Genomic DNA, 25,159 nt, shown 5'->3' with positions numbered 1-25,159 from the left:
CGCCTTTTTTTTCGGCCTACCCCGCAGGGGCGCCTTCTTCTCCGGCTTCAACCGCAGCCGCAACTTTTGTTGCGACGAGAACGCCGATTCCCGCCGAAAACACCCCGGCTGAAATTCAGACTTATCCACCGGCCCCGTACCCTGTAGGCTTGCCCCTGCGAGACCCCTCGCCATTGAGCATATCGACAGGAGACGCATCAAAATGCGCACCAAATTTACCCTCACAGCCCTTTTCGCGGCGACCCTTGCCGTGTCGGGATGCGTCACGTCCGATCTTGAACGCGCCGGTGTCGGCGCCGTTGCCGGTGGCGTCACGGCGGCGGCCCTTGGCGGCAGCGTTGCCACGGGCCTTGCCGCCGGTGCCGTGCTTGGCGCGGTGTGTGACGAACTTACCCGCGTCTGCCGGTAACACATCCGCGGGTCTGACCCGCACCCTATCACTCAATTCCGACCACCCGGGCCCCTCGGCCCCGGTGGTCTTTCTATTTGCGCGGGCCCTTACGGCCCTTACGGAAGGGACGACGACATGTTCAAGAAACTCCTGATCGCCAACCGCGGTGAAATCGCCTGCCGGGTTATCAAGACCGCCAAGCGCATGGGGATCCCCACGGTCGCCGTCTATTCCGACGCCGACCGCAATGCGTTGCACGTGAAGATGGCTGACGAGGCGGTGCACATCGGACCGCCGCCCGCCAGCGAAAGCTACATCGTGATCGACAAGATCATGCAGGCGATCCGTGACACCGGCGCAGATGCCGTCCACCCCGGCTATGGTTTCCTGTCCGAAAACATGAAGTTTGCCCAAGCCTTGGAAGCCGAGGGCGTGGCCTTCGTCGGCCCCCCGGCCAACGCGATCGAGCAGATGGGCGACAAGATCACCTCCAAGAAGCTCGCGGCAGAGGCGGGGGTTTCCACCGTCCCCGGCCACATGGGCCTGATCGAGGACGCGGCGGAAGCGATCAAGATCTCGGGTGAGATCGGCTATCCGGTGATGCTGAAGGCCAGCGCGGGCGGCGGCGGCAAGGGGATGCGCATCGCGTGGTCCGAGGATGAGGTGGCCGAGGGCTTTCAGGCCTCCAAGAACGAGGCCGCCAGCAGTTTCGGCGATGACCGCATGTTCATCGAGAAGTTCGTGACCCAGCCGCGCCACATCGAAATTCAGGTCCTCGCGGACCAGCACGGCAACGCGATTTATCTGGGAGAGCGCGAATGCTCCATCCAGCGCCGCAACCAGAAGGTGATCGAAGAAGCGCCCTCGCCGTTCCTGGATGAGGCGACCCGCAAGGCGATGGGCGAACAGGCCGTCGCATTGGCCCAGGCCGTGGGCTACACCAGCGCGGGCACGGTGGAATTCATCGTCGACGGCGACCGCAATTTCTACTTTCTGGAAATGAACACCCGTCTTCAGGTGGAACACCCGGTCACGGAACTCATCACCGGCGTTGATCTGGTGGAACAGATGATCCGCGTCGCAGCTGGCCAGCCGCTGGAGATGGCACAGGACGACGTCACGCTGACAGGTTGGGCCATGGAATCCCGCCTCTATGCCGAAGATCCCTACCGTAATTTCCTGCCCTCCATCGGGCGGCTCACCCGTTATCGTCCGCCGGCCGAGGTTGCCGCAGGCCCGCTGTTGGAAACGGGCAAATGGCAGGGCGATGCAAAGGCAGGCGACACCGCCGTGCGCAACGACACGGGCGTGTTCGAGGGCGGCGAAATCTCGATGTTCTACGACCCGATGATCGCTAAGCTCTGCACCTGGGGTCCCGACCGCCCCACGGCGATCGAGGCGATGCGCGTGGCACTCGACAGTTTCGAGATGGAGGGCATCGGCCACAACCTGCCGTTCCTGTCCGCCGTCATGGACCACCCGAAATTTGCCAGTGGCGACATCACCACCGCGTTTATCGCCGAAGAATACCCTGAAGGTTTTGACGGCGTAACCCTGCCCGAAGCGGATCTGGTGCGTGTCGCGGCGGCGGCGGCGGCGATGCACCGCGTGGCCGAGATCCGGCGCACCCGCGTGTCGGGGCGGATGGACAACCACGAGCGCCGAGTGGGCGCCGAATGGGTCGTGTCGATGCAGGGGCAATCGTTCGAGGCCGTGATTGACGCCGATCATGATGGCGCCACCGTCACGATCAATGGCGACGCCCTGCGCGTGACCTCGGACTGGACCCCCGGCGACCAACTGGCGCGGCTGACGGTTGGCGACAAGCCCCTGGTTCTAAAGGTTGGAAAGCGCCCCGGTGGCTTCCGCCTGCGGACCCGTGGCGCAGATCTTCAGGTCTTCGTGCGCACCCCGCGCCAGGCACAACTTGCGGAACTGATGCCCGAGAAAGTGGCCCCCGACACGTCCAGATTGCTGCTTTGCCCGATGCCGGGCCTCGTCGTGAAGATCGACGTCGAAGCGGGCGACGAGGTGCAGGAAGGTCAAGCCCTTTGCACCGTGGAGGCGATGAAGATGGAGAACATCCTGCGCGCCGAACGCAAGGGCGTGGTCGCCAAGATCAACGCGGGCGCAGGCGATAGCCTTGCCGTGGACGCGATCATCATGGAGTTCGAATAGATCCGATGACCCCTGCGGGCCACCATATGCACCCCCCGGAACCTCAGCGCGCGCGGCTGAGTTCCTCTTGGCGCAGTTGGAAATTGTCGATGGCGCGCACGATCTCGCGCACGTCGCGCAAGGCCGGGCGGCGCAGGCCCACGGTGCCGTCCTTGGCCAGCACCACGATGGAAAACCCGCGCGGGCGCAACGCCAACCGGATGGCAGAGCGCGCGTCCGGGTTCGTGTCCACGATGATCACAACGTCGCGCTCCAACAGCGCCTCGGGACGCTCTGCCAACAACTCTAATTGCTCGGCCACGCGCGGATCGGCGGGGGTATCGGCAAAGATGATGATGGGCCGGGCGACCCACAGGAATTCTTCCAGCGTCAGCCCTTCGGCAGGGCGCGGGGCCAGCGGATCAACGACCTCGACGGCCACTTCGGTCGTGTCTTGGGCCACTGCGGCCATGGGGAACAGGCCCATCAGGGCGATCAGTAGAATGCGGTGCAAAGTCATCTCGTCTCCAGTCATCCTAGATATAGTCAGCTTCGCGGGCAATGCTAAGGTTTTTGCTATTCGGCACGGGATGTTGACCGGTTATTCACCCGAATGGGCGACCGAGGGGGGGCATTGTCACACCTCCCTTCGAAAGGTCTTGCCTATGGATGTTGTCCTCCACATCGGTGCCCATCGCACCGCCTCCGCCACGTTTCAACACCACATGTCCCGGAGCCGCGCTGACATGGCCGAGGGGGGTGTCGTCTACTGGGGGCCGAAAATCGTGCGCGGCGGGCTGTTTCGGGGGGCCATCGGGGGGGTGGAAGGCGTCATGGCCTCGCAGGAACGCCGCTTTGCCGGACGCTGCGCCATGCGCGCTGAAGCCGTGCGCCAGACCGGCGCGACGCACCTGGTGATCAGTGACGAAAACATGATCGGCTCGCTCCGAGCGGCGTTGGAACACACGCGGCTTTACCCGGATGCGGGACGCCGTATTGCGGCCTATGCCCATGGGTTCGAACGCCACCGTGTGACCGTGGCGGTCTGCGTCCGCGACTACGCGGATTGGTGGACCTCGGCCATGGCCTTCCGCCTGTCCCGGGGCGGGCCGCTACCGCGCACTGACCTGCGCGAATGCCTCGTGACGCAGCCCCGCCGCTGGCGTCATATCGTGGAAGAACTCGCCCGCGTCTTGCCCGATGCCCGGATTGTCGTCTGGAGTCATGAGGCCTCTGCCAGCGCGCCCCACCGCTTGTTGCAGGAACTTACGGGCTTCAGCACACCCGCCCTCGACACGGCCCCGCGCAATCTGCGCCCCACGGCCGAGGCGTTGCGGCAGGTGATGACGGATTGTGACATCGATCCCGCGCAATTCAACTGGCCCGAGGGGCGATTCATGCCCTTCACCGCCGATGAGACAGAGGCGCTTGACGCCCAATACCAAGAAGACCTCGCCTGGCTTTCCGCCGGGGCAGGGGGCTTTGCCGACTACATCGATGCGCCTTCGGCCCAGACCGAAGCGCAGACAGCCTTAGGAAGAGGACGATCCGATGACGGAGACCACCGACAACTGGCGTAAGCTGGCCGAGAAAGAGCTTCGTGGCCGCGATCTTGCCGACCTGACCTGGCACACCCTGGAAGGGATCGACGTCAAGCCGCTCTACACCGCGGCCGATACCGAGGGGCTGGCCCACATGGGCTCCACCCCCGGTGAGGCGCCGTTCACGCGCGGCGTGAAGGCCACGATGTATGCGGGCCGCCCCTGGACGATCCGCCAATACGCGGGCTTCTCCACCGCCGAGGAATCCAACGCCTTCTACCGCAAGGCGCTGGATGCGGGACAACAGGGCGTGTCGGTGGCGTTCGATCTGGCCACCCACAGGGGCTATGACAGTGACCATCCCCGCGTCGTGGGTGATGTCGGCAAGGCGGGCGTCGCCATCGACTCGGTCGAGGATATGAAGATCCTTTTTGACGGCATCCCTTTAGATAAAATTTCTGTCTCAATGACCATGAATGGCGCCGTCATCCCGGTCCTGGCCTCTTTCATCGTGGCGGGCGAAGAGCAGGGTCACGACAAGGTACTGCTTTCTGGAACGATCCAGAACGACATCCTGAAAGAGTTCATGGTTCGCAACACCTACATCTATCCGCCCGAACCCTCGATGCGGATCATCTCGGACATCATCAGCTATACCTCTGATAACATGCCGAAATTCAACTCTATCTCGATTTCCGGCTATCATATGCAGGAAGCCGGGGCCAATCTTGTGCAAGAACTGGCCTACACCATCGCCGATGGGCGCGAATACGTCCGCGCCGCGATGGACGCGGGAATGGACGTCGACAAATTCGCAGGCCGCCTGTCGTTCTTCTTCGCCATCGGCATGAACTTCTTCATGGAGGCCGCCAAGCTGCGCGCCGCGCGGACCATGTGGCACAAGGTGATGACCGATCTGGGCGCACAGTCGGACCGCTCCAAGATGCTGCGGACCCATTGCCAGACCTCGGGCGTCTCGTTGCAGGAACAAGAGCCCTACAACAACGTGGTGCGCACCGCCTATGAAGCGATGAGCGCGGTTTTGGGCGGCACCCAGTCGCTGCACACCAACTCCTTTGATGAAGCCATCGCGCTGCCCACGGATTTCTCGTCGCGCATCGCACGCAATACGCAATTGATATTGCAGGAAGAAACCGGCGTCACGAACGTCGTCGACCCGCTGGCAGGCTCTTACTACGTGGAGGCGTTGACCGCCGACCTGATCGAAAAGGCCACCGCCCTGATGGATGAGGTGGAAGAAATGGGCGGGATGACCAAGGCCGTCGCCTCCGGCCTGCCCAAGCTGCGGATCGAGGAATCCGCCGCGCGCCGTCAGGCCATGATCGACCGTGGGGAAGAGGTGATCGTCGGCGTCAACAAGTACCGCAAGGACGCCGAGGACCCGATCGATATCCGCGATATCGACAATGACGCGGTGCGCGAAGCACAGGTCGCGCGGCTCAAGTCCATCCGCGACAGCCGCGATGAAAGCGTCTGCAAAGCCGCGTTGGAGGAACTGACCCGCTGCGCCCGAGAAGGCGGAAACCTTCTGGCCGCCGCGGTCGAGGCCGCCCGCGCCCGCGCAACTGTTGGGGAAATCAGCATGGCAATGGAAAACGAATTTGGCCGCCACCGCGCCGAAGTGAAAACCCTCGCCGGTGTCTATGGCTCCGCCTATGAGGGCGACGAGGATTTCGCCGCCATTCAGGCCGACGTCGAGAAGTTCGCCGAGACCGAGGGCCGCCGCCCTCGCATGTTGGTCGTGAAAATGGGCCAGGACGGCCACGACCGGGGGGCCAAGGTCATCGCCACAGCCTTCGCCGATATCGGTTTCGACGTCGACGTGGGCCCGCTGTTCCAGACCCCCGAAGAAGCCGCCCAGGATGCCATCGACAACGATGTCCACGTCATCGGCATCTCGTCCCAGGCGGCGGGTCACAAGACCCTCGCCCCGAAACTGATCGAGGCGCTCAAGGCAGAAGGCGCGGGCGAGATTATCGTGATCTGCGGCGGCGTGATCCCGCAACAGGACTACGATTTCCTGAAAAAAGCGGGCGTCGCGGCGATCTTTGGCCCCGGCACCCACATTCCCACGGCGGCAAAGGACATCCTGCGGTTGATCGGCGAAGCGCGGGGGTAGGGGGCTGCGCAGACCGGGCCTTTGCCCGGGGCCAGGCCGGGGGCGCTATGTCCCCGGTTCCTCGATGATGTAGTCTTCCCAGTCCTCTTCGTCGATCTCGAACTCCGGCACCGTGATGCCGCGCACCGACACGCCGGCCTCATGCACCGTTTCCGGATCGCCCGAGATCAAGGGATGCCAGTATTTCAACGGTTTACCCTCGTGAATCAGCCGGTAGGCGCAGGTCTCGGGCATGAAATAGGCCACGTCTTTCATCGTGCCGGGCGTCAGTTGAATGCACTCGGGCACCAGCGTCTTGCGGATCTCGTATTGCCCGCACAAGCACGTCTGGTCGTCCAGCAGGCGGCATGCCACCCGCGTCAGCGCCACCTCCTGCGTGTCCTCGTCTTCCAACTTGTTGAGGCAGCATTTGCCGCAACCGTCGCAAAGCGCCTCCCACTCCTCCGTCGTCATTTTTGACGGGGGAACGCGTTCCCAAAACCGGTCCCTCATCCGCGCAACGCCGCACGGGCCGCGGCGGTATCGGCATCCATCTGCACGATCAGCGCATCCAGGCTGTCGAACTTCGCCTCTCCGCGCAGGTAAGCCACCAGCCCGACAGACAGATGCGTGCCATAAAGATCGCCCGAGAAATCAAAAAGAAAGGTTTCCAGATTGGGCTGTTCCAACTCGAACATCGGGCGAAAGCCAAGGTTCGCCACGCCGCCATAGGTCCCCGCATGCGGCCCGTCGCGCACATCCACGGTAACGGCGTAAACGCCCGGTTTTGGAACGTGCAGGCCGTCCAATCCCATGTTCGCCGTCGGATATCCAAGCTCGCGACCGCGTTTTTCCCCATGCAGGACCGGGCCTTCGATGCGGTGCCAATGCCCCAGCATTTCGGCGGCGTCGGCAGGGCGCCCCTCGCTCAACGCTTGCCGGATCGCGGTCGAGGATACGGCGCCGCTCTGCCCCTCCAACAGGTCGGCAATCGTCACGTCGAAACCCAGTGCCGCGCCCATCGCCTTCAAGGTGGCTGCATTCCCCGTGCGCCCTTTGCCATAGCAGAAATCCGCGCCCACCACCGCATGGCTGATGCCAAGGCTGTCGACCAGAACGTCGCGCACGAATTCTTCGTCCGTCAGATTGGACAAACGCGCGTCAAACGGCAGTTCCACCAGTAAATTAACACCCAATTTGCGCAACCGATTGGCGCGGGCCTCCGCATTCATCAGCCGAAAGGGCGGTGCGTCCGGCGAGAAAACCTCGCGCGGATGCGGCTCGAAGGTAACGACGCCCAAGGGCGCGTCCAACCGTTTGGCAAGGTTCAACACATGTTGGTGGCCCCGATGCACGCCGTCGAAGTTGCCAATCGCAACTGAAGCGCCCTTGTCGGCCGGGGCCGTAAACTGATGATCGCGCAGAAGTTTCATGGGCCGCAGTTAGGCCATCGCACCCGTCTGATGCAAGGTCGCCCGTTGCAAGGTAGCGCTCAGTCGAATTTGCCCGAGGGTGCAAGCACCGTGGCCTCGCCTTTCAGCACGACCGTCTCTCCTACGCGCGCTTCCGTCTTGAGTTGCACGCGGCGGCGGGAATAGTCGATCGACAGCACTTCCACGATGGCTTCCACCATGTCGCCGGGGCGCACGGGGGCCATGAATTTCAGGGTCTGACCCAAGTAAACCGTGCCGTGGCCGGGCAATTGCTCGCCAATGACGGCCGAGATCAGACCAGCAGTCAGCATCCCGTGGGCGATGCGGCCTTCGAAAATCGTGTCCTGGGCATATTGGTCGTCCAGATGCACTGGATTGCGATCCGAGGACACCTCGGCGAACATCTCAATATCCTGATCCGTCACGATTTTCTGCAAGGAACGGACCATGCCGACTTCCATATCTTCGATAACGATGGTGCCAGTGGCGATATTGTCGAGCATTGCGCGTCCCTCCATGGGCCCGTCATAGGGCAAATCGGGGGCATTCTGCAATGCAGAAAGTAATAAAGAGTGAATTTTTTGCCGCTAATCGCAACTTTGTTGCGCGCGCGCTACCGCAGCATGCCGATGGAATAGGTTGGCTCCAACTGTGCCTCGGTCAGGAAATGCGCCAGTTTGGTGGGATCTGGCTGGCGATTCGTCCCGGTCTCGGCCCGCGCAAGCCCGCCGGTGATGAACAGCGTGTCGATGTTTTCGCCAATCCCTCCGGGAATATCGGTAAGGATGCCGTCGCCGATGGCCAGGATCCGATTATCGGGCGCAGGCTTGCCCATCTGCACCAGCCGCCGCCTAGCAAGGTCATAAATGGGCGGGTGGGGTTTGCCGAAATAAAGGCTTTCGCCGCCCATCTCGGTGTAAAGTTGCGCCAACGCGCCCGCGCACCATTCACGGCTGTCGCCGCGATCCACCACGATATCGGGGTTCGCGCACAGCAGTTTCAGCCCGCGCGTCTTCGCCAGCAGGAACTGGGGGCGCATCTCCGCCGGGTCCGCCTTGGGATCAAACGGGCCGGTGCATACGATCCCCTCGGCCTCATCCAAGGGCACGCGCGTGATGTCGAGCGCGTCCCCCACAAGATCCATCGGCGCGAAAAAGGGTGAGTCGTGCGCCTCGCCAATGTGCCAGACCTTCTCGCCCACAGCACCTGTAAGCATCGCGGCGCGGGCGCTGTCGCCCGATGTTGCGATCACGTCCCAACTGTCGCGCGGCACGCCGATGCGGTCCAATTGCGTCGCAACACTGGCGCGTGGACGCGGCGCGTTGGTCAGCAACAGCACCGTGCCGCCGCCCGCTTTGAAGGCGCGCAGGGCCGCGACGGCCTCTTCAAACGCGTGGATGCCATCGTGAACGCACCCCCACAGGTCGCAAAACACGGCGTCGTAGGCGTCTGAGATGTCGGCAAGGGTTTCGATGATGCGGGTCATGGGGCGCTCCGGTTCAGGCTTGGCGCAGACTTATGCGATGTGCCCGCAGGTCGCCAGACCTCGCGCCGGATTACCGAAAGATGCAGGTCGCGCCGGACCAGATGCCCTGAATGGTGGTGCCGTCTTCGGACAGCAGGCCGAACAAGTCGCCCGCGCCGAACTCGGTACCAATGCCGGTTTCGGTGCAACTGACGGCACCCTCGTCGGCCAGCGCCATGCGCGGCGCACCGACATGCAACCCCGTTGCGGTGCGCAAGGCGCTGTCGTCGATCAACATCCACCCCGCAAGCTGATCTTCCTGGAACATGAGGTTGATCTGGCCCGGAATATGGACCGAGACCAACGGCCCTTCGCCGCATTCCTGCGGGAACGCAACCGAGACGTCATGGCCGAAGATCGGCACCAAGGTGTGCATGGTCTCGTGAAACGAGCTGCCGAAGGGCATCCCCTCGCGCGCCATGCCGTCGGCGCTGGACAGGTCAAGTCCGCCGGCATGGGGCGTAACAATGTCGCCGGGACCGGGCCAGTAGGTATCCGCGCGCCCGGGAAGTGCCAGCGCAAGGACGGTGAGGAAGGGCAATACGATACGCAAGGGGGCCTCCGGTGGCGTCAGGGCGGGCAAGGCCCGGAAAACCGGCCTTGCCCGTGATGTCAGACCGCGAGGTTCGGGATGATCTGCTTTTTTCGGCTTACGACGCCTGGCAGGACGAGCAGGTCGCCTTCGCCTGCGACGGTGGAAAAGCTTTTCTCGGCCACGGATTTCACCAGATCGTTTGGCACCAGCAAGGTGGCTTCTTCGTTCAGGATGTCGATCACGAACAACAGGACCTGATCCGCGCCGTCCTCGGTTGCGACCTTGGGCATCGTCTCCATCAGGCTGTCCTTGCGGGACAGAACCGTCGCGGGAGAGGTGGTTTCCAGGACCGAGACGCGGAATGTCTTGCCACCCACCTCGTAGGTCTTGCTGTCCATGCGCAGCAATTCGGCGTCCGAGAAGCTGGAGACATCGGATTTGGCGGCGAACATCTCGGCCGCATAGGCGGGGATGTCGATCTCCAGATCGTTGGCCAGCGCCTCTGCGATTGCGCGGTCTTCCTGGGTCGTCGTGGGCGACCGGAATTCCAGCGTGTCCGACAGGATGCAGCTAAGCATCGCACCCTTGATATTGGTGGGCGCCTGGGCCAGGTCCGCGCCGATCATCTTGTGCATGATCGTGGCGGTGCAGGCCAGCGGCTCGATCCGGATATCGATCGGGCCTTTGGTCTCCAGACCGCCAACCAGTTTGTGGTGGTCGATGATCGCCTGAATGTCCGCGTCATTGATCGCGTCGGGCAGCTCGGCCGGGTTGTTGGTGTCAACGATGACAACCGGTTGTCCGGCCTCGACCGCGTCGATGATGCGAGGTTTCGGCAGGTCCCAACGGTCGAGAACAAAGGCTGCTTCGGTGTTGGGTTCACCCAGCAAGACTGCCTCTGCCGGGGCGCCTTTGACCTCTGTCAGGTACCACGCCCAAATGAGCGGGGAACCGGTGGAATCTGTGTCGGGGGATTTGTGGCCGAAAACCAATGTGGTCATGGGGCATACCTTGCATGATCTGCTGAATTTGGCGTCCTTCTAGCTTTCGGTTGGGCCGTTGTCACGGGCAGGAAGCGGTATTTCTGGACGCATCAGAAGTCCCGAAAGACGTCTGCCTGCGCCCCCATGTCCAGATCGGGGGCAGCCCGTGCGGGCGCGCGGGGGGCAAAGGCCTCTGCCTCGATGGCGACTTCCATGGCAGAGGGCACATCATGGCCAACAGCCGTGGCGGTCCAATTCGTTTCCATCGGTGCGGTCGAAACCTGAAAACGGGCCAGTTGGTTTGCAAGTCGGTCGGCGGCGGCGGTCAGGCTTTCGCTAGCGGCAGAGGCCTCTTCAGCCATGGCGGCATTGCGCTGAGTGGCCGAGTCCAGCTCCCGAACGCCGGTGTTGATCTCTGTCACGCCAATTGATTGCTCCTTGGCCGACAGGGCGATGTCGGACACCAGGCTTGCGACGCGATCGACGCGGGACACGATGTCCCCGATCGAGTCGCCAGCGTTTCGCACCAGTTTGCTGCCATTTTCCACCTGTTCACTGGACGAGGCGATCAGCGCCTTGATCTCTTGTGCGGAGGCCGACGAATGCTGCGCCAGCGCCCGAACTTCCGAGGCGACGACAGCAAAGCCGCGACCGGCATCCCCGGCCCGGGCGGCTTCGACGCCCGCATTGAGCGCCAGCAGGTTCGTCTGGAACGCGATGTCATCGATCACAGAGATGATCTGCGTGATTTTCCGAGACGACTCCTCAATCGCCGCCATCGCCGAAATGGCCGTCTCGACGATGTCCCCCGTCCGTTTCGCAACGGCGCGGTTCTCGCTGGTGTTGGCCTCTGCGTCACTGGCATTTTTGGCAGTCGACTGAATACTGGCGCTCAATTCTTCCAACGCAGCGGCGGATTCTTCCAGTGTAGCCGCCTGTTTTTCCGTGCGCCCGGACAGATCCTGCGAGGAACTTGCCATTTCGCGGGCGTCCTGGTTGACCTCATCGGCGACTTCCCGGATGGCTTCGACACTTTCGGACAGGTTATCGACAAGCATGTTGAAAGACGTGCGCAGCCCTTCGTACTCGGCGGGGAAGGGCGCGTTGGGGTCACTTTCGATATGTGTCGTCAGGTCGAGGTTGCCCAAGCGCCCCAAACCTTCGGTCAATGCCTCCACCACAATGGCCTGGTCCCGCTGCCTGGCGGCGGCCTCTTCCGATTTTTCGGCATCCGTTATCTTCAGTTCCGCCGCCTCTTGCATCGAGGCCTGCAACACCAGCAAGGATTGAGAGATCTGCCCGATTTCATCTTTGCGATCGGTGAATGAGATGTCGTCGTCAAGATTTCCACGTGACAGGTTCACGATCGACTGCGTGGCGGCATTCAAGGGCCGCAAGGAACGGGCCACAAAGAAGAACGTGCCCATCAGGATAAGTGCCAACACCAGGGAGGAGATGGCGGCGCTCAAGATCAGGCTGCTGCGCGCATCGGCCATCAGTGACGCGTCCGGGTAGCCCGAAAAGAAGACGCTGACCGTGTTGCCCGCGCTGTCGCGCACGGGATGGTAATAGGTCACGTAGCCCTGGCCCAGGATGTCCACCTCTCCCACGAAGGTCTCCCCCGCGACCATGGCGTCATAGACGACCCCGCGCGCCATGGGGGTGCCCACGGCGCGTTGGCCTGGCGCCGTTTCGATGGTGGTTGCGTCGCGAATGAAGTCCTGCGTTTCGGGATTCCATCTGAACACGGTCGCATGAAGGCCCGACACCGAACGCACCGCATCCAGCCTGTCGTCATCCACATCGTCCGGCATATCGTCCCACGTCAAGCTTTCGACGCTGGCGTTTTGTGACCCCGAATGCGAAAGGCCCGAAAACTCATCCTCCAGCTCGTTCACGATCAGGCGCACGGCCGACACGTTGGCGACATTGACGCCATACGCGTAGGCATCGATGACCATGAGGGATGCCTTGTAGGCCATCGCCGCGCCAAAGATCAGCAGGGAAATCGTGACGCACAAAAGCATGCGGAACTTAAACGAGAGGCTTGAGAAAAAGGTCATCGGCAATATCCAGGGTGAATCGGGTTCCCCCCTGCTTAGTGGCAAGGTCTTAATTGCTGATTACCGTCGGGCGCGACTTGACAGCCGAAGTCTGCGTCCTTATCTCCCCGTCGTTGGCACTCACCACTGGCGAGTGCCAATACATCAGAGAGACAATCCCTAACCGGATAGAGGAGAGGCCGAAAATGGCATTGAAACCGCTGCATGACCGCGTGTTGGTTCGCCGTGTTGAATCCGAGGAAAAGACCAAGGGTGGTCTGATCATCCCCGAAAGCGCGAAAGAAAAGCCCTCTGAGGGTGAAGTCGTTTCCTGTGGCGAAGGCGCCCGCAAGGACTCCGGCGAGCTGATCGAAATGGCCGTCAAGCAAGGCGACCGCATCCTGTTCGGCAAATGGTCCGGCACGGAAGTGACGCTCGACGGCGAAGAACTGCTGATGATGAAGGAATCCGACATCTTGGGCATCATCACCTAAGACGCGGACCGATCCGTACGCTGAAAAGTACCTCTAATTTCAAGGAGACGCCATCATGGCCAAAGACGTCCGTTTTGATACCGACGCCCGCAATCGTATGCTGAAGGGTGTCAACACCCTCGCCGATGCGGTCAAAGTCACGCTCGGCCCCAAAGGCCGCAACGTGGTCATCGACAAATCCTTCGGCGCCCCGCGCATCACGAAGGACGGTGTATCTGTCGCCAAAGAGATCGAGCTTGAGGACAAGTTCGAGAACATGGGCGCACAGATGGTGAAGGAAGTCGCTTCCCGCACCAATGATGAGGCCGGCGACGGCACCACCACCGCGACCGTGCTGGCGCAAGCCATCATCAAGGAAGGCCTCAAGTCGGTTGCCGCCGGCATGAACCCCATGGACCTCAAGCGCGGCATCGATCTGGCCGTGACCAAGGTCATCGCCGAGATCCAGGCCTCTGCCCGTGAAGTCGCTGACAGCGACGAAGTTGCCCAGGTCGGCACCATCTCCGCCAACGGCGAAGCTGAAATCGGCCGCCAGATCGCGGATGCGATGCAGAAAGTCGGCAACGACGGCGTCATCACCGTGGAAGAGAACAAGGGCCTCGACACCGAGACCGAAGTTGTCGAAGGCATGCAGTTCGACCGCGGCTACCTGTCCCCCTACTTCGTGACCAACCCCGACAAGATGGTCGCCGAGCTGGAAGACTGCCTGATCCTGCTGCACGAGAAGAAGCTGTCTTCGCTTCAGCCGATGGTTCCGCTTCTGGAAACCGTTATCCAGTCCGGCAAGCCGCTGCTGATCATCGCCGAAGATGTCGAGGGCGAAGCCCTTGCCACGCTCGTCGTGAACAAGCTGCGTGGCGGCCTGAAGATCGCGGCCGTCAAGGCACCGGGCTTCGGTGATCGTCGCAAGGCAATGCTGCAAGACATCGCGATCCTGACCGGTGGTCAGGTCATCGCGGAAGACCTCGGCATGAAGCTGGAGTCGGTGACCATGGACATGCTCGGCACCGCCAAGCGTCTGACGATCACCAAGGACGAAACCACGATCATCGACGGCAACGGCGCCAAAGCCGAGATCGAGGCACGTGTTGCCCAGATCCGTCAGCAGATCGAAGAGTCCACCTCCGACTACGACCGTGAGAAGCTGCAAGAGCGCGTGGCCAAACTGGCCGGCGGTGTTGCCGTGATCAAGGTCGGCGGTATGTCCGAGATCGAAGTGAAAGAGCGCAAGGACCGCGTCGACGACGCGCTCAACGCAACCCGCGCCGCTGTCCAAGAGGGCATCGTCGTCGGTGGTGGTGTGGCTCTGATCCAGGGTGGCAAGGCGCTGACTGGCTTGACGGGTGCAAACTCCGACCAAGACGCCGGTATCGCAATCGTCCGCAAGGCTCTGGAAGCTCCGCTGCGTCAGATCGCAGAGAACTCCGGCGTCGACGGGTCTGTCGTCGCGGGCAAGATCCGCGAATCCAGCGACAAGACCTTTGGCTTCAACGCGCAGACCGAAGAATATGGCGACATGTTCAAGTTCGGCGTGATTGACCCGGCCAAGGTTGTCCGCACGGCTCTGCAAGACGCGGCCTCTGTCGCTGGCCTGCTGATCACGACGGAAGCCATGATCGCCGAGAAGCCGTCCAAGGACGGCGGCGGTGCCGGTGGCGGCATGCCCGACATGGGCGGCATGGGCGGCATGATGTAAGCAGCTTTGCCGTCGCAAAGTCAGCTTTCTGATAGGTAATGCAAAGGGGCCTTCGGGCCCCTTTGTCATGTTCCCATCGCGGATTTATGCAATAGTTTTCGTCCTTTGGCGCCGCGAATTGAAACAAATGGGCGGTCAGAAGAAAAAGCGGGCAAGGTCTGGTTCTTTTGGTGGCGTCCTCGGCAAGACACATCTCAACATATTTATGGTTTTTCCGACCTACGGTCGGCCCGAGCCCGTTTTTTTGGAAAGTGCCTGAAATTGGTCCAGAAAGTTCAAAGTGCCTATAAATGTTTCATCGAAGCGCATGCCGTACCGCGGTCTCGGATAGAAAACTCATCCCGATTGACTTCGTAATGTCCGCAGCGCTAGTGTTTTCAAGTTCAATTTATTTTTATGGGGATTAGTCACATGTTTGAAAAATCAGTTCTTGCTGCGATGGCGTTCGTATTAGCTGCGGGAACAGCGGATGCCCTTACGGTCACCTTCAGTGGTATTGACGGGAACGGCACAACTACTCTTGCGTTCTCCGGAGATGCGGTCGCGCTCGCGGACGCATCATTTGGGTTCCCGGCAATGAACAGTGACGTTTGGGCCGAGGTTGGGGATTTCGTGCGCGTCCTCAACCTTGCGGAACTGTCCGCCACGTCGTCCACCGCAAGCGTTGCCGTCAACGGAGGCGCGACAAGTTCGATCACGGGCATTCACCTCGATGATGATACGCCGTCGTCGGACGATGAATTCGGTATCCGCATTGACAGTGGCCCGCTGTCCTTCTCGACCGGGGATGTCGTGTCCTGGACCGGCGCGCTTGAGATTGCCGTGGACTTTTCGTTGTTCAACCTCGGAACTTACACCAGTTCGACTCTCCCATTCAGCAGCGGGCGGACCTTGCCCATGACCCTTATCGTCGAGAATGCCGCCCCAATTCCGCTTCCGGCCGGCATCCTGCTTATGCTCGGCGGCTTGGGCGCTGTCGGAACGATGGGATTGCGCAAATCACGCGCTGATCGGTCCCTCGCATAGATTGCGTCCTGCCTGACGATCTGCTGCTCATCCGGGGCAGACGGAACTACGAATAAGGGGCGTCCATTTGCGGCGCCCCTTTTATTTTCTGATGCGGGCTGACAGGGTCCCGCCCATGGCCATCTCCACTCTCTCACTCTGTTTTGCCGACGGCGAAGTACTTCTTGCCGACGGACTGACGGAGGCAAATATCTCTATCCACGACGGTCGCATCGCGGGGCGGGCCGCGCGTCATGTGGATGCGACGGGCTACCTGATCCTGCCGGGCATCATCGACCTGCATGGGGACGGGTTCGAACACCACATGGCACCGCGCCGTGGCGCGCAATCGGACCCGGCCCTGGGCCTGCGCGCGGTGGAGGCAGAGCTTGCGTCCAACGGCATCACCACGGCGATGCTGGCGCAGTTCTTTTCGTGGGAAGGCGGCATGCGGGGGCCAGATTTCGCTGAGGTGCTGGCCGGGGCAGTGAAAGACGGGCACGCCGCCACGGATCTGCATGTGCAGTTGCGGCTGGAGACTTCGGTCGCCGATCAGTTCGACCGCGCCCGCGCGCTGATCGCGCGGGAAAACATCCGCTACGTCGTGCTGAATGACCATTTGCCCCACAGCGCCCTTGCGGCGGGCAAACGCCCGCCCCGCCTGACAGGGCAGGCCCTGAAATCCGGGCGCTCGCCCGAGGCTCACCACGCGCTGTTGCAACGGCTTCATGACGCGATGCCACAAGCCCTTCAGGCCCTTGCGGGACTGACCGCAGACCTGCGGGCGCAGGGCGTGCACATCGGTAGCCATGATGACGCCACCGCCGAGGATCGCGCCCGCCACCGGGCCTTTGGTGCGACCATCGCGGAGTTTCCCGAAACCCGCGCCGCCGCCGAAGCCGCTGTCGCGGCGGGCGAGCCGGTAATCATGGGCGCGCCGAATGTCGTGCGGGGCGGCTCCCATGACAAGAAAGTCTCTGCCGAGGCGTTGATTGCCGACGGGCTCGTGCGCGCGTTGGTCTCGGATTACCACTACCCCTCGCTGCATCGTGCGGCGCTGAAACTATGGGACGCTGGCATGCCGTTGCAGGACGCTTGGGGCCTGATCTCGGCGGGGCCCGCAGGTGTGATGGGCTGGGGCGACCGGGGGTGCTTGTGTCCCGGACGGCGGGCTGATCTGGTGGTGATGTCGGAGAAGACGCGCCGGATCGAGGGCGTCTTCTGCGCCGGCCGCGTCACCCATCTGACGGGCGAATTGGCTTTGCGAATGGTACAGTAACATGCGGTTTGTCTTCCTGATCTGCGTCGTCCTCGTGGCCTTCGCCTCGAACTCGATCCTGAACCGCATGGCGGTGGGCGGCGGCGAGATTGATGCCATCGTGTTCGCCCTCGTGCGCGCCTTCGCGGGCGCGGTGACGCTGGCGGTCCTGGTGTTGATCCAACGCCGGGGCTTACCGGTGCTGGCACCTGCGCGGATCGTGGGGGCGGGAAGCCTTACCGTTTATCTGATAGGGTTTTCAATTTCTTACATCCAGATGGACGCAGGTCTTGGCGCGTTGATCCTGTTCGGTGGCGTGCAGGTGACGATGTTTGCAGGGGCGCTGATCGGTGGTGAGCGTCCGCCCGCGCGGCGCTGGATCGGCGCGGCGCTGGCCCTTGCAGGGCTGGCTTGGCTCAGCTGGCCCTCCGGGGCGGCCGCGCTTCCGGCTGTCGCCGTCATTGCCATGTTGGCGGCGGCGGTGGGCTGGGGCATCTACAGCCTGGCGGGGCGCAGGGCGACGTACCCGATGGCCGAGACCGGGGCGAATTTCATCTGGTCGGTGCCGCCCCTGTTGCTGTTGACGCTGCTGCGCCCGGTGCAGATCGATGGCGTGGCGACGACGGTTACGGGCATCGTGTTGGCCGTGGTGGCGGGCGGGCTGACCTCGGGCCTTGGATATGCCCTGTGGTATGACGTGCTGCCGAAATTGCGGGGCTCCACGTCGGCGCTGTTGCAACTGACGGTGCCGGTCATCGCGATGGCGGCAGGGGTGGCGCTATTGGGAGAGGTCATCACCTGGCGCATGGTGGGGGCCGGGGCCGTCACCCTGGGCGGGATCGCCTACGGCCTGGGCCTGTTTCAGCGCAGGACGGGCTCCAGCACGTCATAGAAGATGCCGCCGTCCCAGGCGATGCGCTCCAGACTGTCGGGCTTTACGCGGACCTCGGCCATTTCCGCGCGCGTCACAAGGCGGCGCTTGGTGACGATGCCTTCCGGGTCGGTCCAGTCCTGCAAGGGGTCGCCCGATATCAGCGTCACGCGGAAGTAGACGTCGACCTGATGGAAATCGCGCCTGCGGTCGTGGAATTCGTTGATCAGGCACGGCGCACCGACCGCGATTTCCAGCCCGGTTTCCTCAAGGAACTCGCGTTTCAGGTTGTCTTCAAGCGAGCTGTGGGGATCGGCGCCGCCGCCGGGCGCGCACATGAGGTCGGATTTTGCCTCGGGCCAGGCGTTGACCAGAAGCAGGCGGTCGTCGATCATCAAGATGCCTCGGACAGCCATGCGGATCGGGCGGCCAGGGGGCCTGGAGATGGGCCTGGAATCGGGCTTGGAAATGGGCTTGGACATGAGGGCGAAACTGACGTTACGACGCGCCGAGGGCAAGGCCCTCGTATGGGAGGGGGGGATCGCCTATCTATGGGAAATGCGTTTGGTTGTTTCCTTTTTCCTGCTTCTGCTTGTCGCCGCCCCGGTGCGCGCCGATTGCGTTGTTTTGCTGCATGGTTTGGCGCGCAGCGAGACATCGCTTTACCTGCTGGAAGAGCGGCTGGAGGCCTTGGGCTATCAGGTGGAAAACCGCACGTATCCGTCCACCAGCGCGTCCATTGCAGAGTTGGCGGACGCCACGATCCCACCCGCGCTGGCGCGGTGCGGGTTGCAGAGGGTGCATTTTGTCACCCACTCCATGGGGGGGATCCTGGCGCGCTACTGGTTGGGCGAGCATGCGATGCCTTACCTTGGCCGCGTGGTGATGTTGGCACCGCCCAATGGCGGCTCGGAACTGGTGGATGTGTTCGGGCCACTGGAGCCCTTCGAATGGCTCAATGGCCCGGCGGGGATGCAGTTGGGAACGGACCCCGGCGACCTGGTGAACCGGCTGGGGGATGTGGATTTCGAACTGGGTGTGATTGCGGGAAACCGAACGCTGAACCCGATCTATTCGGCGCTGATCCCGGGGCCGGACGATGGCAAGGTTGGCGTGGACCGCACGGTCGTGGACGGCATGGCGGATCACATCGTTCTGCCCGTCACCCATACGTTCATGATGAACAGTCCGCTTGTGATGGCACAGGTTCAGTCGTTTCTGGACCACGGGGCGTTTGACCCCGATTTGAGCGTGATCGAGGCGATCGGGGATCTGATAGAATAGGCGCCAGGCCATCTGGTTGGGGCACTTCCGGGGTTGCGCCGTGCGCGTGCCGCGCCCGTCGCCGGTGGCGAGGGGGGAAGCCCCCCCCTCGCGCTCCCCCTTGGGACCCCATTGGAGGCGCCTGCGCCTTGTGGGGCGGTCAGCATGAGTTTTTTTGGCAAGATGAACAGGGGGGCCCTTGGCGCTTTCGGCGCCGTCACGCCGGACCTGTCACCCGGTTGATATGACCCATCTTGCGGCCCGGGCGTGTTTCCGATTTGCCATAAAGGTGGATCTGGACCCCGGCCTCGGCCGCCAGTGCAGGGGCGCGGTCGATGGCGTCGCCGATCAGGTTCTCCATCGTGACGTTGGCGTGGCGGCTGCCATCGCCCAGGGGCCATCCGGTCACGGCACGGATGTGCTGTTCGAACTGATCGACGGCGCAGCCCGCCTGGGTCCAATGGCCAGAGTTGTGCACCCGCGGCGCGACCTCGTTGACGATGAGCCCCTGGGGCGTCACGAACAACTCGACCCCAAGGACACCGACGTAATCCAGCGCATTGAGGATCTGCGACGCCATCAGCACCGCATCTGTTTTCAGCGCGGCCGAGATCTGGGCAGGGACCGTCGTGGTGTCGAGGATACCGTCGTGGTGGACGTTCTCGCCGGGGTCAAAGGCCGCCACGCTGCCGTCCTGCCCCCGTGCAGCGATCACGCTGATTTCCATGGAGAAATCGACAAAACCCTCGGCAATGGCGGGGGCACCTTGCAGGGCGTCCAGCGCGCTTTCGGCATCAGTCGGATCCATGACGCGGGCCTGCCCCTTGCCGTCGTAGCCGAACCGCCGCGTCTTCAGGATCGCGGGCGTGCCGGTGGTGGCCAGCACGTCGTGGATGTCGCCATTGACCGGGGCGTAGGGGGCGGTTCTCAGACCCAAATCGCGCAGAAAGGCCTTCTCGATCAGGCGATCCTGGCTGGTTTCCAGCGCCCGGCGGTCAGGGAACAGCGGCGTGGTGGCGGCGATGACGTCAAGGGCCTCGGCGGGGATGTTCTCGAACTCGAAGGTGATGACGTCGCAGGCCTCCGCGAAGCGCTTCAGCGCGTCGAGGTCATCGTAGCTCGCTTGCGTCCAGTCCGCCGCGACGTCCGCCGCCGGGGCGGCGCCGGGCTCGAAGATATGGGCCTTGTAGCCCAGTTTTGCCGCCGCCATGGCCAACATGCGGCCAAGCTGGCCGCCGCCAAGGATGCCGACAACGCTGCCGGAGGGGAGGGGATTACTCATCGGAAGGCACCTCGGGGATCGACGCGCTCAGATCGGCGCGCCATTTGTCCAGCCGCGCCGCCAGCGCCGCGTCGCCATTGGCAAGGATCGCCGCCGCCATCAGGCCCGCGTTCGCAGCGCCCGCTGCGCCGATCGCCATGGTGGCCACGGGGTAGCCCTTGGGCATCTGGACGATGGAATAGAGGCTGTCGACACCCGAAAGCGCCTTGGTCTGGACCGGCACGCCGATCACCGGCACACGGGTCTTGGAGGCCACCATGCCGGGCAGATGCGCCGCCCCGCCGGCCCCCGCGATGATCACCTTCAGGCCCGCGTCAACGGCACCTTTGCCGAAGTCCCACAGCCGGTCCGGCGTGCGGTGGGCCGAAACGATCTTCGCCTCGTACCCCACGCCCAGGGCATCCAGAATATCGGCGGCCTCCCGCATGGTGGGCCAATCCGATTGAGAGCCCATGATGATCGCGACCTGAACCATTGCCTGCCTGCCCTTCGCCTCAAATGAGCGCGCACTATACGTGTGCGGGCCCCGTGCTCAAGCGATGATGTCGGGGGTCAGCTCATCCTCGATGCGGGCGATGCGGTCTTTCAACTGCAACTTCTGGGTTTTCAGCCGTTTCAGCGTCAGCTGGTCGGGGTTCACCGCCTCTTGCAGCGCGTCGATGGCGGCGTCCAGATCGCGGTGCTCGCGCTTCAAGACCTCCAGCTTCACGCGCAAGACGTCCTCGTGGCTCATCTCTGATGGCGCATTCATTGGCTGCTGTTCCCCGATTCCAGAGCCGTAGACTAGCGCCATTGCCGGGGCACTCCAAGCCTCTCGGACTTGCAGGCGGGCCTGTGCATCCCCATATTTCTGCTACCGGGCCCTGCCGAATGCGGGGGGTACCGTGAGAACTGCAGATCGCTTTACCGTAAGGATGTGCCTTAGATGACGAAACTGACCCTTGCCTCCCACCCCTATCTGTTGGGGTTCGACCAGTTGGAGCGGCTGGTGGAGCGCACCGCCAAATCCGGGAACGAGGGCTATCCGCCCTACAATATCGAACAGCGGGGCGACAATGCCTACCGCATCACGCTGGCCGTTGCCGGTTTTGCCGAGGATGATCTGTCGATCACCGTCGAGGATCGCCAGTTGGTGATCCGGGGCAAGCAGGGCGACACGGCCACGGACCGCGTGTTCCTGCATCGAGGGATCGCGACGCGGCAATTCCAGCGCTCGTTCGTGCTGGCCGATGGCGTCGATGTCGCCGGTGCCGAATTGGAGAACGGCCTTCTCCACGTCGATTTGACCCGCGTCGTGCCCGACAGTGTGGTGCAGACCATCAAGATCCAAAGCAGCCCGGCGAAATCGGGGAAAATCCAGACCGCCCCCGCAGATGCGGAAAAGATCCAGGCTGCCTCTGCAGATGCAGAAACAATTCAAACCGGAGGTGAGAGCAAATGACTGATTTCAAATCCCATACGCCCGAGCAATCGCCGGAGCGCCGGATCGTGTACATCCGCAAGATCGCCGTCGATGACCTGCCCGAAGAGGTGCAGGAGCAGGCCCATGGCCTGACGTCCCTCTATGCGATTGGCGGCGAAGACGGGCAGCATCTGGCCCTTGTGCGCGACCGGGAACTGGCCTTTGTGGTCGCGCGCCAGAACGACATGCAGCCCCACAGCGTGCACTGACGTTTAGCGGACGTCCGGCTTTGGTCGGGCGTCGCTTTCCATCTCCACCCCCTCGGTACGGTCGGCCATGTCCGCCCCCTTTTTGCGACCGGCCACTTGCGCACCGCTGGTACGACCGGCCACTTGCGCACCGCTGGGGCGACCGTCGCGGATCGCGTCCATGTCGGCGCGCAATGCGGTCTGCATGTCGTCCCGCATCTCTGCAACCTTGGCGACGTAGTCCGGGTTTTCATGGGGCGCGACGCCGACCTTGTGCACCGACGCGACCTCGATCATGGCCTTGCGGTCGTGGGCGTTGAACGCATCGACCATGGCCTGCGCCGCCTCCGCTTCCACGCCCAGGGCCTGAAATGCGGAACGGCCCATGCGCAGCGTGCTGTCGTAGGTCTCGCGGATGATATCGCGGCAGCCGTGGAACCACAGATCATAGACGTGATCCCGGTCACAGGCCCGCGCGATGATGTGCAGATCGGGGTAGGTCTTATGGGCGTATTCGACGATCTGCGTGATCCCGTCGCGGTCGTCGATGGCGACGATCAGCACCTTTGCGTTGCCCAAGCCGGCGGCGGCCAGAAGGTCGGGGCGGGTGGCGTCGCCGAAGTAGATCTTGGCGCCGAACTTCGCCATCACCTCCAACTTGCGAGAGCTATAGTCGATAACCGTCGTCTCGTGCCCCGCCGCGCGCAGCACGCGGTCCACAAGACCGCCGACGCGTCCGGCGCCCGCGATGATGATCTTGGCGTCCTCAGGCATCGTGTCGGCCTCGGGCGCCTCGGAGGCAGCGTAACGGGGCGCGATCACGCGGTCGTACAGGATGAAAAGCGCAGGCGTCAGCAGCATCGACAGGGCGACCACCAGCAAAAGCAGATCCGACAGCGCGGGCGGCAGGACGTTGTTGGCGACCGTGAAAGACAAAAGCACGAAGCCGAACTCACCGGCCTGGGCAAGGCTGAGGGCCATCAACCATTTGTCGGCCCCCTTGATCCGAAACACATAGGCCAGCGCGATCAGGATCACCGCCTTCAGGGCCATGAGGCCCAGGGTCAGGACAAGGACGGCACCCAGGTTTTCGCCCAGAAGGGTGAAATTCACGCCCGCCCCCACGGTCATGAAGAACAGGCCAAGCAGCAGACCCCGAAACGGGTCGATGTCTGACTCCAACTCGTGCCGATAGGCGGAATTCGCCAGCACCACGCCCGCCAGAAAGGTGCCAAGGGCAGGCGACAGGCCGACAAGCGACATCAGAAGCGCGATGCCGATCACCATCATCAGGGCCGTGGCGGTGAACAACTCGCGCAGGTTGGCGCTTGCGATGAAGCGGAAAAGCGGCCCGGTCAGAAGCGAGCCGCCGACAACCACGAAGCCCACCGCGCCCAATGTGACCAGCGCGGTTTGCCACCCGTTCAGGCCCGCCACAAGGCTCATCGGCTCCCCGTGGCTGTCGCCGCCATGGGCGGCGTCCTCGCCGCTGTGCGCAAGATCGGCCCCCATATCGGCCAGCTCGGGCATCGCCAGAAGCGGCAGAAGCGCCAGCATCGGGATCACGGCAATATCCTGCGTCAACAGGACCGAGAAGCTGCCCTGCCCGCCGTCGGACTTTAGAAGCCCCTTCTCTCCAAGCGTTTGCAGAACGATCGCGGTAGAGGACAACGCAAAGACCAACCCGATCGCCAGGCTGATCTGCCATGTCTGCCCCAGCGCAATCGTCACCCCCATGACCGCAAGGGCGGTCAGCACAACCTGCCCCCCTCCAAGCCCGATCAACTTCCCCCGCATGTCCCACAGCGCCTTGGGTTGCAGTTCCAACCCCACCAGGAACAGCATCATCACCACGCCGAATTCCGCGAAATGCTGGATCGAAATCACGTCGACCCCCAGCCATCCCAGGATCGGGCTGATCACGATGCCCGCAATCAGGTAGCCAAGTACCGACCCCAGGCCCAGACGGCTTGCGATCGGCACAGAGATTACGCCCGCGATCAGGAAGATGAAGGATAAGAGAAGGAAATCGGTCATGCGGCGCGCCCCTGTATCACGGCATCAGGGAACGCGCTCGGGGTCGGGAAGGCAAGGGGGCGGGCGCTTGGCGGGCGGTCTTGGCGGACCGCTTTGGCAGAGGGTTCTAACAAACAGGCACAACGACCTCTTCGGTGGACACCGTGACGCCGCGGGCGCGCAACTGCGCAATCACCGATGTCTGGACGGGATCGGGGCCGCCGGGCTCGAACTCCAGCGAGACGGCTCGCAACGCAGGCAGGGCCAGCAAGGGGGACAGGTCCAGCCCTCGGATATCACCCAGATGAACCGTGCTCAGGTTCCCATGCCCCTCCAGCGCGGCGAGGCTGACAGAGGTGGTGAAGGTGTCGACGTGCAGGCGCCGCAAACCCGGCACTCGGTGCACGATGGACAAATCCGTTGCTCCGGGGCCGCCAAGGGCCAACTCCCGCACGCCTGCGGGAAAACGCGCCGTGGCCAGCGCCTCGGCGCTCACGCCCTGCATATGGACAAGGGCCAGGTTCGGGAAGGCGGCCAGACCCGACAGGTCCGTGACCTGGCTGTTGCTCAGATGCAATTCGCGCAGCTGCGCCATGTCGGCGATATCCGACAGACTATCGAAATCAGTGTAACTCACCATCAACGAGGTGACGTGAGACAGGGCATTGACCTGACCATAATCGCGCAAGCCAAGGCCGTCGACGTTAAGCGTGGCGCAAGCGGTGGCAATGCATTCGTCCACACGCTCTTGGCCGTAGGGCGTGTTGTCATGGGCGGCGGGCTGACAGGCAATCAGCGTCAAAACGGTCAGGGCGGGAAAGGCAAAACGGAACATGGGCAAGGGGCCTTTGGCAGGGGGCGGGGCGCTGTCATCCTAGCCGAAACCGCGCCTTCGGCC

26 protein-coding genes are annotated in these 25,159 nt (G+C 63.0%); 12 read left to right on the top strand and 14 right to left on the bottom strand.

Going from position 1 to position 25,159, the window contains the following annotated elements; genetic code table 11:
• Nucleotides 1-202 precede the first annotated feature (202 nt).
• Nucleotides 203-409: a hypothetical protein gene (locus tag KUL25_RS10410; RefSeq protein ID WP_068362550.1), complete on the top strand. Its 207-nt coding sequence runs from the start codon at nucleotides 203-205 to the stop codon at nucleotides 407-409.
• Between the two features lie 117 nt (nucleotides 410-526).
• Nucleotides 527-2,569: an acetyl-CoA carboxylase biotin carboxylase subunit gene (locus tag KUL25_RS10405; protein WP_257892878.1), complete on the top strand. Its 2,043-nt coding sequence runs from the start codon at nucleotides 527-529 to the stop codon at nucleotides 2,567-2,569.
• Nucleotides 2,570-2,612: 43 nt separating this feature from the next.
• On the opposite strand, the gene KUL25_RS10400 is transcribed toward KUL25_RS10405, so the two are convergent.
• Nucleotides 2,613-3,068, bottom strand: a complete 456-nt coding sequence (locus KUL25_RS10400) for a DUF4174 domain-containing protein (protein WP_257892877.1) — start codon at nucleotides 3,066-3,068, stop codon at nucleotides 2,613-2,615.
• A gap of 145 nt (nucleotides 3,069-3,213) precedes the next feature.
• Between KUL25_RS10400 and KUL25_RS10395 the strand changes: the two genes are divergently transcribed.
• Nucleotides 3,214-4,128 carry a hypothetical protein gene (locus KUL25_RS10395; RefSeq protein ID WP_257892876.1) on the top strand — a complete coding sequence of 305 codons (915 nt, stop codon included), beginning with the start codon at nucleotides 3,214-3,216 and terminating at the stop codon, nucleotides 4,126-4,128.
• Nucleotides 4,100-6,229, top strand: a complete 2,130-nt coding sequence (gene scpA / locus KUL25_RS10390; RefSeq protein WP_257892875.1) for a methylmalonyl-CoA mutase — start codon at nucleotides 4,100-4,102, stop codon at nucleotides 6,227-6,229. Before KUL25_RS10395 ends, scpA begins: the two co-directional genes overlap by 29 nt.
• A gap of 45 nt (nucleotides 6,230-6,274) precedes the next feature.
• Here scpA and KUL25_RS10385 read toward each other — a convergent pair whose 3' ends face one another.
• The 7 genes from KUL25_RS10385 to KUL25_RS10355 all read right to left on the bottom strand — a co-directional run bounded on the left by KUL25_RS10385 (nucleotide 6,275) and on the right by KUL25_RS10355 (nucleotide 12,747).
• Nucleotides 6,275-6,721 carry a YcgN family cysteine cluster protein gene (locus KUL25_RS10385; RefSeq protein WP_257892874.1) on the bottom strand — a complete coding sequence of 149 codons (447 nt, stop codon included), beginning with the start codon at nucleotides 6,719-6,721 and terminating at the stop codon, nucleotides 6,275-6,277.
• Nucleotides 6,718-7,641 carry a bifunctional riboflavin kinase/FAD synthetase gene (locus KUL25_RS10380; protein ID WP_257892873.1) on the bottom strand — a complete coding sequence of 308 codons (924 nt, stop codon included), beginning with the start codon at nucleotides 7,639-7,641 and terminating at the stop codon, nucleotides 6,718-6,720. The genes KUL25_RS10385 and KUL25_RS10380 overlap by 4 nt, the downstream gene beginning before the upstream one ends.
• Nucleotides 7,642-7,700: 59 nt before the next feature.
• A complete protein-coding gene (locus KUL25_RS10375; protein ID WP_257894845.1) occupies nucleotides 7,701-8,144 on the bottom strand; it encodes a MaoC family dehydratase in 444 nt (147 codons plus the stop codon).
• A gap of 110 nt (nucleotides 8,145-8,254) precedes the next feature.
• Complete coding sequence (locus KUL25_RS10370; RefSeq protein ID WP_257892872.1) at nucleotides 8,255-9,127, bottom strand: TIGR01459 family HAD-type hydrolase; 873 nt, start codon at nucleotides 9,125-9,127, stop codon at nucleotides 8,255-8,257.
• Nucleotides 9,128-9,197: 70 nt separating this feature from the next.
• On the bottom strand, nucleotides 9,198-9,719 hold the full coding sequence (locus tag KUL25_RS10365) for a hypothetical protein (RefSeq protein ID WP_257892871.1): 522 nt from the start codon (nucleotides 9,717-9,719) through the stop codon (nucleotides 9,198-9,200).
• A gap of 59 nt (nucleotides 9,720-9,778) precedes the next feature.
• Nucleotides 9,779-10,702 (bottom strand): manganese-dependent inorganic pyrophosphatase, encoded by a 924-nt coding sequence (locus KUL25_RS10360; RefSeq protein WP_257892870.1) that lies wholly within the window; start codon nucleotides 10,700-10,702, stop codon nucleotides 9,779-9,781.
• A gap of 92 nt (nucleotides 10,703-10,794) precedes the next feature.
• Entirely contained in the window at nucleotides 10,795-12,747 is a 1,953-nt protein-coding gene (locus KUL25_RS10355; protein WP_257892869.1) for a methyl-accepting chemotaxis protein, read from the bottom strand.
• 185 nt (nucleotides 12,748-12,932) lie between these two features.
• Here KUL25_RS10355 and KUL25_RS10350 point away from each other — a divergent pair, with 185 nt between their 5' ends.
• From KUL25_RS10350 to KUL25_RS10330, 5 genes are all read left to right on the top strand, one after another.
• A complete protein-coding gene (locus tag KUL25_RS10350) occupies nucleotides 12,933-13,220 on the top strand; it encodes a co-chaperone GroES (protein WP_068362526.1) in 288 nt (95 codons plus the stop codon).
• Nucleotides 13,221-13,272: 52 nt separating this feature from the next.
• Nucleotides 13,273-14,916, top strand: a complete 1,644-nt coding sequence (groL, locus tag KUL25_RS10345) for a chaperonin GroEL (RefSeq protein ID WP_345791020.1) — start codon at nucleotides 13,273-13,275, stop codon at nucleotides 14,914-14,916.
• A 576-nt stretch (nucleotides 14,917-15,492) separates the two neighbouring features.
• Nucleotides 15,493-15,942 (top strand): hypothetical protein, encoded by a 450-nt coding sequence (locus KUL25_RS10340; RefSeq protein WP_257892867.1) that lies wholly within the window; start codon nucleotides 15,493-15,495, stop codon nucleotides 15,940-15,942.
• A 115-nt stretch (nucleotides 15,943-16,057) separates the two neighbouring features.
• Entirely contained in the window at nucleotides 16,058-17,200 is a 1,143-nt protein-coding gene (locus KUL25_RS10335) for an alpha-D-ribose 1-methylphosphonate 5-triphosphate diphosphatase (RefSeq protein WP_257892866.1), read from the top strand.
• A gap of 1 nt (nucleotide 17,201) precedes the next feature.
• Nucleotides 17,202-18,071 (top strand): DMT family transporter, encoded by an 870-nt coding sequence (locus tag KUL25_RS10330; RefSeq protein ID WP_257892865.1) that lies wholly within the window; start codon nucleotides 17,202-17,204, stop codon nucleotides 18,069-18,071.
• Here the strand turns inward: KUL25_RS10330 and KUL25_RS10325 are convergent.
• Nucleotides 18,041-18,445, bottom strand: a complete 405-nt coding sequence (locus KUL25_RS10325; protein ID WP_257892864.1) for an NUDIX domain-containing protein — start codon at nucleotides 18,443-18,445, stop codon at nucleotides 18,041-18,043. The genes KUL25_RS10330 and KUL25_RS10325 overlap by 31 nt on opposite strands.
• Before the next feature lie 163 nt (nucleotides 18,446-18,608).
• Between KUL25_RS10325 and KUL25_RS10320 the strand changes: the two genes are divergently transcribed.
• Nucleotides 18,609-19,334 carry an esterase/lipase family protein gene (locus KUL25_RS10320; RefSeq protein WP_257894844.1) on the top strand — a complete coding sequence of 242 codons (726 nt, stop codon included), beginning with the start codon at nucleotides 18,609-18,611 and terminating at the stop codon, nucleotides 19,332-19,334.
• 196 nt (nucleotides 19,335-19,530) lie between these two features.
• Here the strand turns inward: KUL25_RS10320 and KUL25_RS10315 are convergent, their stop codons facing one another.
• From KUL25_RS10315 to KUL25_RS10305, 3 genes are read right to left on the bottom strand one after another with little or no spacing between them, the layout of a single operon-like run.
• On the bottom strand, nucleotides 19,531-20,595 hold the full coding sequence (locus KUL25_RS10315; RefSeq protein WP_257892863.1) for a 5-(carboxyamino)imidazole ribonucleotide synthase: 1,065 nt from the start codon (nucleotides 20,593-20,595) through the stop codon (nucleotides 19,531-19,533).
• Nucleotides 20,588-21,070 carry a 5-(carboxyamino)imidazole ribonucleotide mutase gene (purE, locus tag KUL25_RS10310; protein ID WP_257892862.1) on the bottom strand — a complete coding sequence of 161 codons (483 nt, stop codon included), beginning with the start codon at nucleotides 21,068-21,070 and terminating at the stop codon, nucleotides 20,588-20,590. Before purE ends, KUL25_RS10315 begins: the two co-directional genes overlap by 8 nt.
• Before the next feature lie 57 nt (nucleotides 21,071-21,127).
• Nucleotides 21,128-21,346 carry a YdcH family protein gene (locus KUL25_RS10305; RefSeq protein ID WP_068365172.1) on the bottom strand — a complete coding sequence of 73 codons (219 nt, stop codon included), beginning with the start codon at nucleotides 21,344-21,346 and terminating at the stop codon, nucleotides 21,128-21,130.
• A gap of 174 nt (nucleotides 21,347-21,520) precedes the next feature.
• On the opposite strand from KUL25_RS10305, the gene KUL25_RS10300 reads away from it, so the two are divergent.
• A complete protein-coding gene (locus KUL25_RS10300) occupies nucleotides 21,521-22,036 on the top strand; it encodes an Hsp20 family protein (protein ID WP_257892861.1) in 516 nt (171 codons plus the stop codon).
• The gene (locus KUL25_RS10295) at nucleotides 22,033-22,266 is read left to right on the top strand and encodes a DUF1150 family protein (protein WP_257892860.1); all 234 of its coding nucleotides are present in this window, start codon (nucleotides 22,033-22,035) and stop codon (nucleotides 22,264-22,266) included. Before KUL25_RS10300 ends, KUL25_RS10295 begins: the two co-directional genes overlap by 4 nt.
• Nucleotides 22,267-22,269: 3 nt before the next feature.
• On the opposite strand, the gene KUL25_RS10290 is transcribed toward KUL25_RS10295, so the two are convergent.
• Both KUL25_RS10290 and KUL25_RS10285 read right to left on the bottom strand, forming a co-directional pair.
• Nucleotides 22,270-24,282, bottom strand: a complete 2,013-nt coding sequence (locus tag KUL25_RS10290; protein WP_257892859.1) for a cation:proton antiporter domain-containing protein — start codon at nucleotides 24,280-24,282, stop codon at nucleotides 22,270-22,272.
• Nucleotides 24,283-24,388: 106 nt separating this feature from the next.
• Entirely contained in the window at nucleotides 24,389-25,096 is a 708-nt protein-coding gene (locus KUL25_RS10285; RefSeq protein ID WP_257892858.1) for a leucine-rich repeat domain-containing protein, read from the bottom strand.
• Nucleotides 25,097-25,159: the final 63 nt, after the last annotated feature.

Origin of the sequence: Gymnodinialimonas phycosphaerae (genome assembly GCF_019195455.1) — a bacterium.
Taxonomy (GTDB): domain Bacteria; phylum Pseudomonadota; class Alphaproteobacteria; order Rhodobacterales; family Rhodobacteraceae; genus Gymnodinialimonas; species Gymnodinialimonas phycosphaerae.
This window is presented reverse-complemented; position numbering and strand designations above follow the sequence as displayed.

Bases quoted from the DNA above. Each gene is read 5' to 3' on its own strand.
- KUL25_RS10410 (WP_068362550.1), top strand. From the start codon at position 203: ATGCGCACCAAATTTACCCTCACAGCCCTTTTCGCGGCGACCCTTGCC.
- KUL25_RS10405 (WP_257892878.1), top strand. From the start codon at position 527: ATGTTCAAGAAACTCCTGATCGCCAACCGCGGTGAAATCGCCTGCCGG.
- KUL25_RS10400 (WP_257892877.1), bottom strand. From the start codon at position 3,068: ATGACTTTGCACCGCATTCTACTGATCGCCCTGATGGGCCTGTTCCCC.
- KUL25_RS10395 (WP_257892876.1), top strand. From the start codon at position 3,214: ATGGATGTTGTCCTCCACATCGGTGCCCATCGCACCGCCTCCGCCACG.
- scpA (WP_257892875.1), top strand. From the start codon at position 4,100: ATGACGGAGACCACCGACAACTGGCGTAAGCTGGCCGAGAAAGAGCTT.
- KUL25_RS10385 (WP_257892874.1), bottom strand. From the start codon at position 6,721: ATGAGGGACCGGTTTTGGGAACGCGTTCCCCCGTCAAAAATGACGACG.
- KUL25_RS10380 (WP_257892873.1), bottom strand. From the start codon at position 7,641: ATGAAACTTCTGCGCGATCATCAGTTTACGGCCCCGGCCGACAAGGGC.
- KUL25_RS10375 (WP_257894845.1), bottom strand. From the start codon at position 8,144: ATGCTCGACAATATCGCCACTGGCACCATCGTTATCGAAGATATGGAA.
- KUL25_RS10370 (WP_257892872.1), bottom strand. From the start codon at position 9,127: ATGACCCGCATCATCGAAACCCTTGCCGACATCTCAGACGCCTACGAC.
- KUL25_RS10360 (WP_257892870.1), bottom strand. From the start codon at position 10,702: ATGACCACATTGGTTTTCGGCCACAAATCCCCCGACACAGATTCCACC.
- KUL25_RS10355 (WP_257892869.1), bottom strand. From the start codon at position 12,747: ATGACCTTTTTCTCAAGCCTCTCGTTTAAGTTCCGCATGCTTTTGTGC.
- KUL25_RS10350 (WP_068362526.1), top strand. From the start codon at position 12,933: ATGGCATTGAAACCGCTGCATGACCGCGTGTTGGTTCGCCGTGTTGAA.
- KUL25_RS10340 (WP_257892867.1), top strand. From the start codon at position 15,493: ATGAACAGTGACGTTTGGGCCGAGGTTGGGGATTTCGTGCGCGTCCTC.
- KUL25_RS10335 (WP_257892866.1), top strand. From the start codon at position 16,058: ATGGCCATCTCCACTCTCTCACTCTGTTTTGCCGACGGCGAAGTACTT.
- KUL25_RS10330 (WP_257892865.1), top strand. From the start codon at position 17,202: ATGCGGTTTGTCTTCCTGATCTGCGTCGTCCTCGTGGCCTTCGCCTCG.
- KUL25_RS10325 (WP_257892864.1), bottom strand. From the start codon at position 18,445: ATGATCGACGACCGCCTGCTTCTGGTCAACGCCTGGCCCGAGGCAAAA.
- KUL25_RS10320 (WP_257894844.1), top strand. From the start codon at position 18,609: ATGCGTTTGGTTGTTTCCTTTTTCCTGCTTCTGCTTGTCGCCGCCCCG.
- KUL25_RS10315 (WP_257892863.1), bottom strand. From the start codon at position 20,595: ATGAGTAATCCCCTCCCCTCCGGCAGCGTTGTCGGCATCCTTGGCGGC.
- purE (WP_257892862.1), bottom strand. From the start codon at position 21,070: ATGGTTCAGGTCGCGATCATCATGGGCTCTCAATCGGATTGGCCCACC.
- KUL25_RS10305 (WP_068365172.1), bottom strand. From the start codon at position 21,346: ATGAATGCGCCATCAGAGATGAGCCACGAGGACGTCTTGCGCGTGAAG.
- KUL25_RS10300 (WP_257892861.1), top strand. From the start codon at position 21,521: ATGACGAAACTGACCCTTGCCTCCCACCCCTATCTGTTGGGGTTCGAC.
- KUL25_RS10295 (WP_257892860.1), top strand. From the start codon at position 22,033: ATGACTGATTTCAAATCCCATACGCCCGAGCAATCGCCGGAGCGCCGG.
- KUL25_RS10290 (WP_257892859.1), bottom strand. From the start codon at position 24,282: ATGACCGATTTCCTTCTCTTATCCTTCATCTTCCTGATCGCGGGCGTA.
- KUL25_RS10285 (WP_257892858.1), bottom strand. From the start codon at position 25,096: ATGTTCCGTTTTGCCTTTCCCGCCCTGACCGTTTTGACGCTGATTGCC.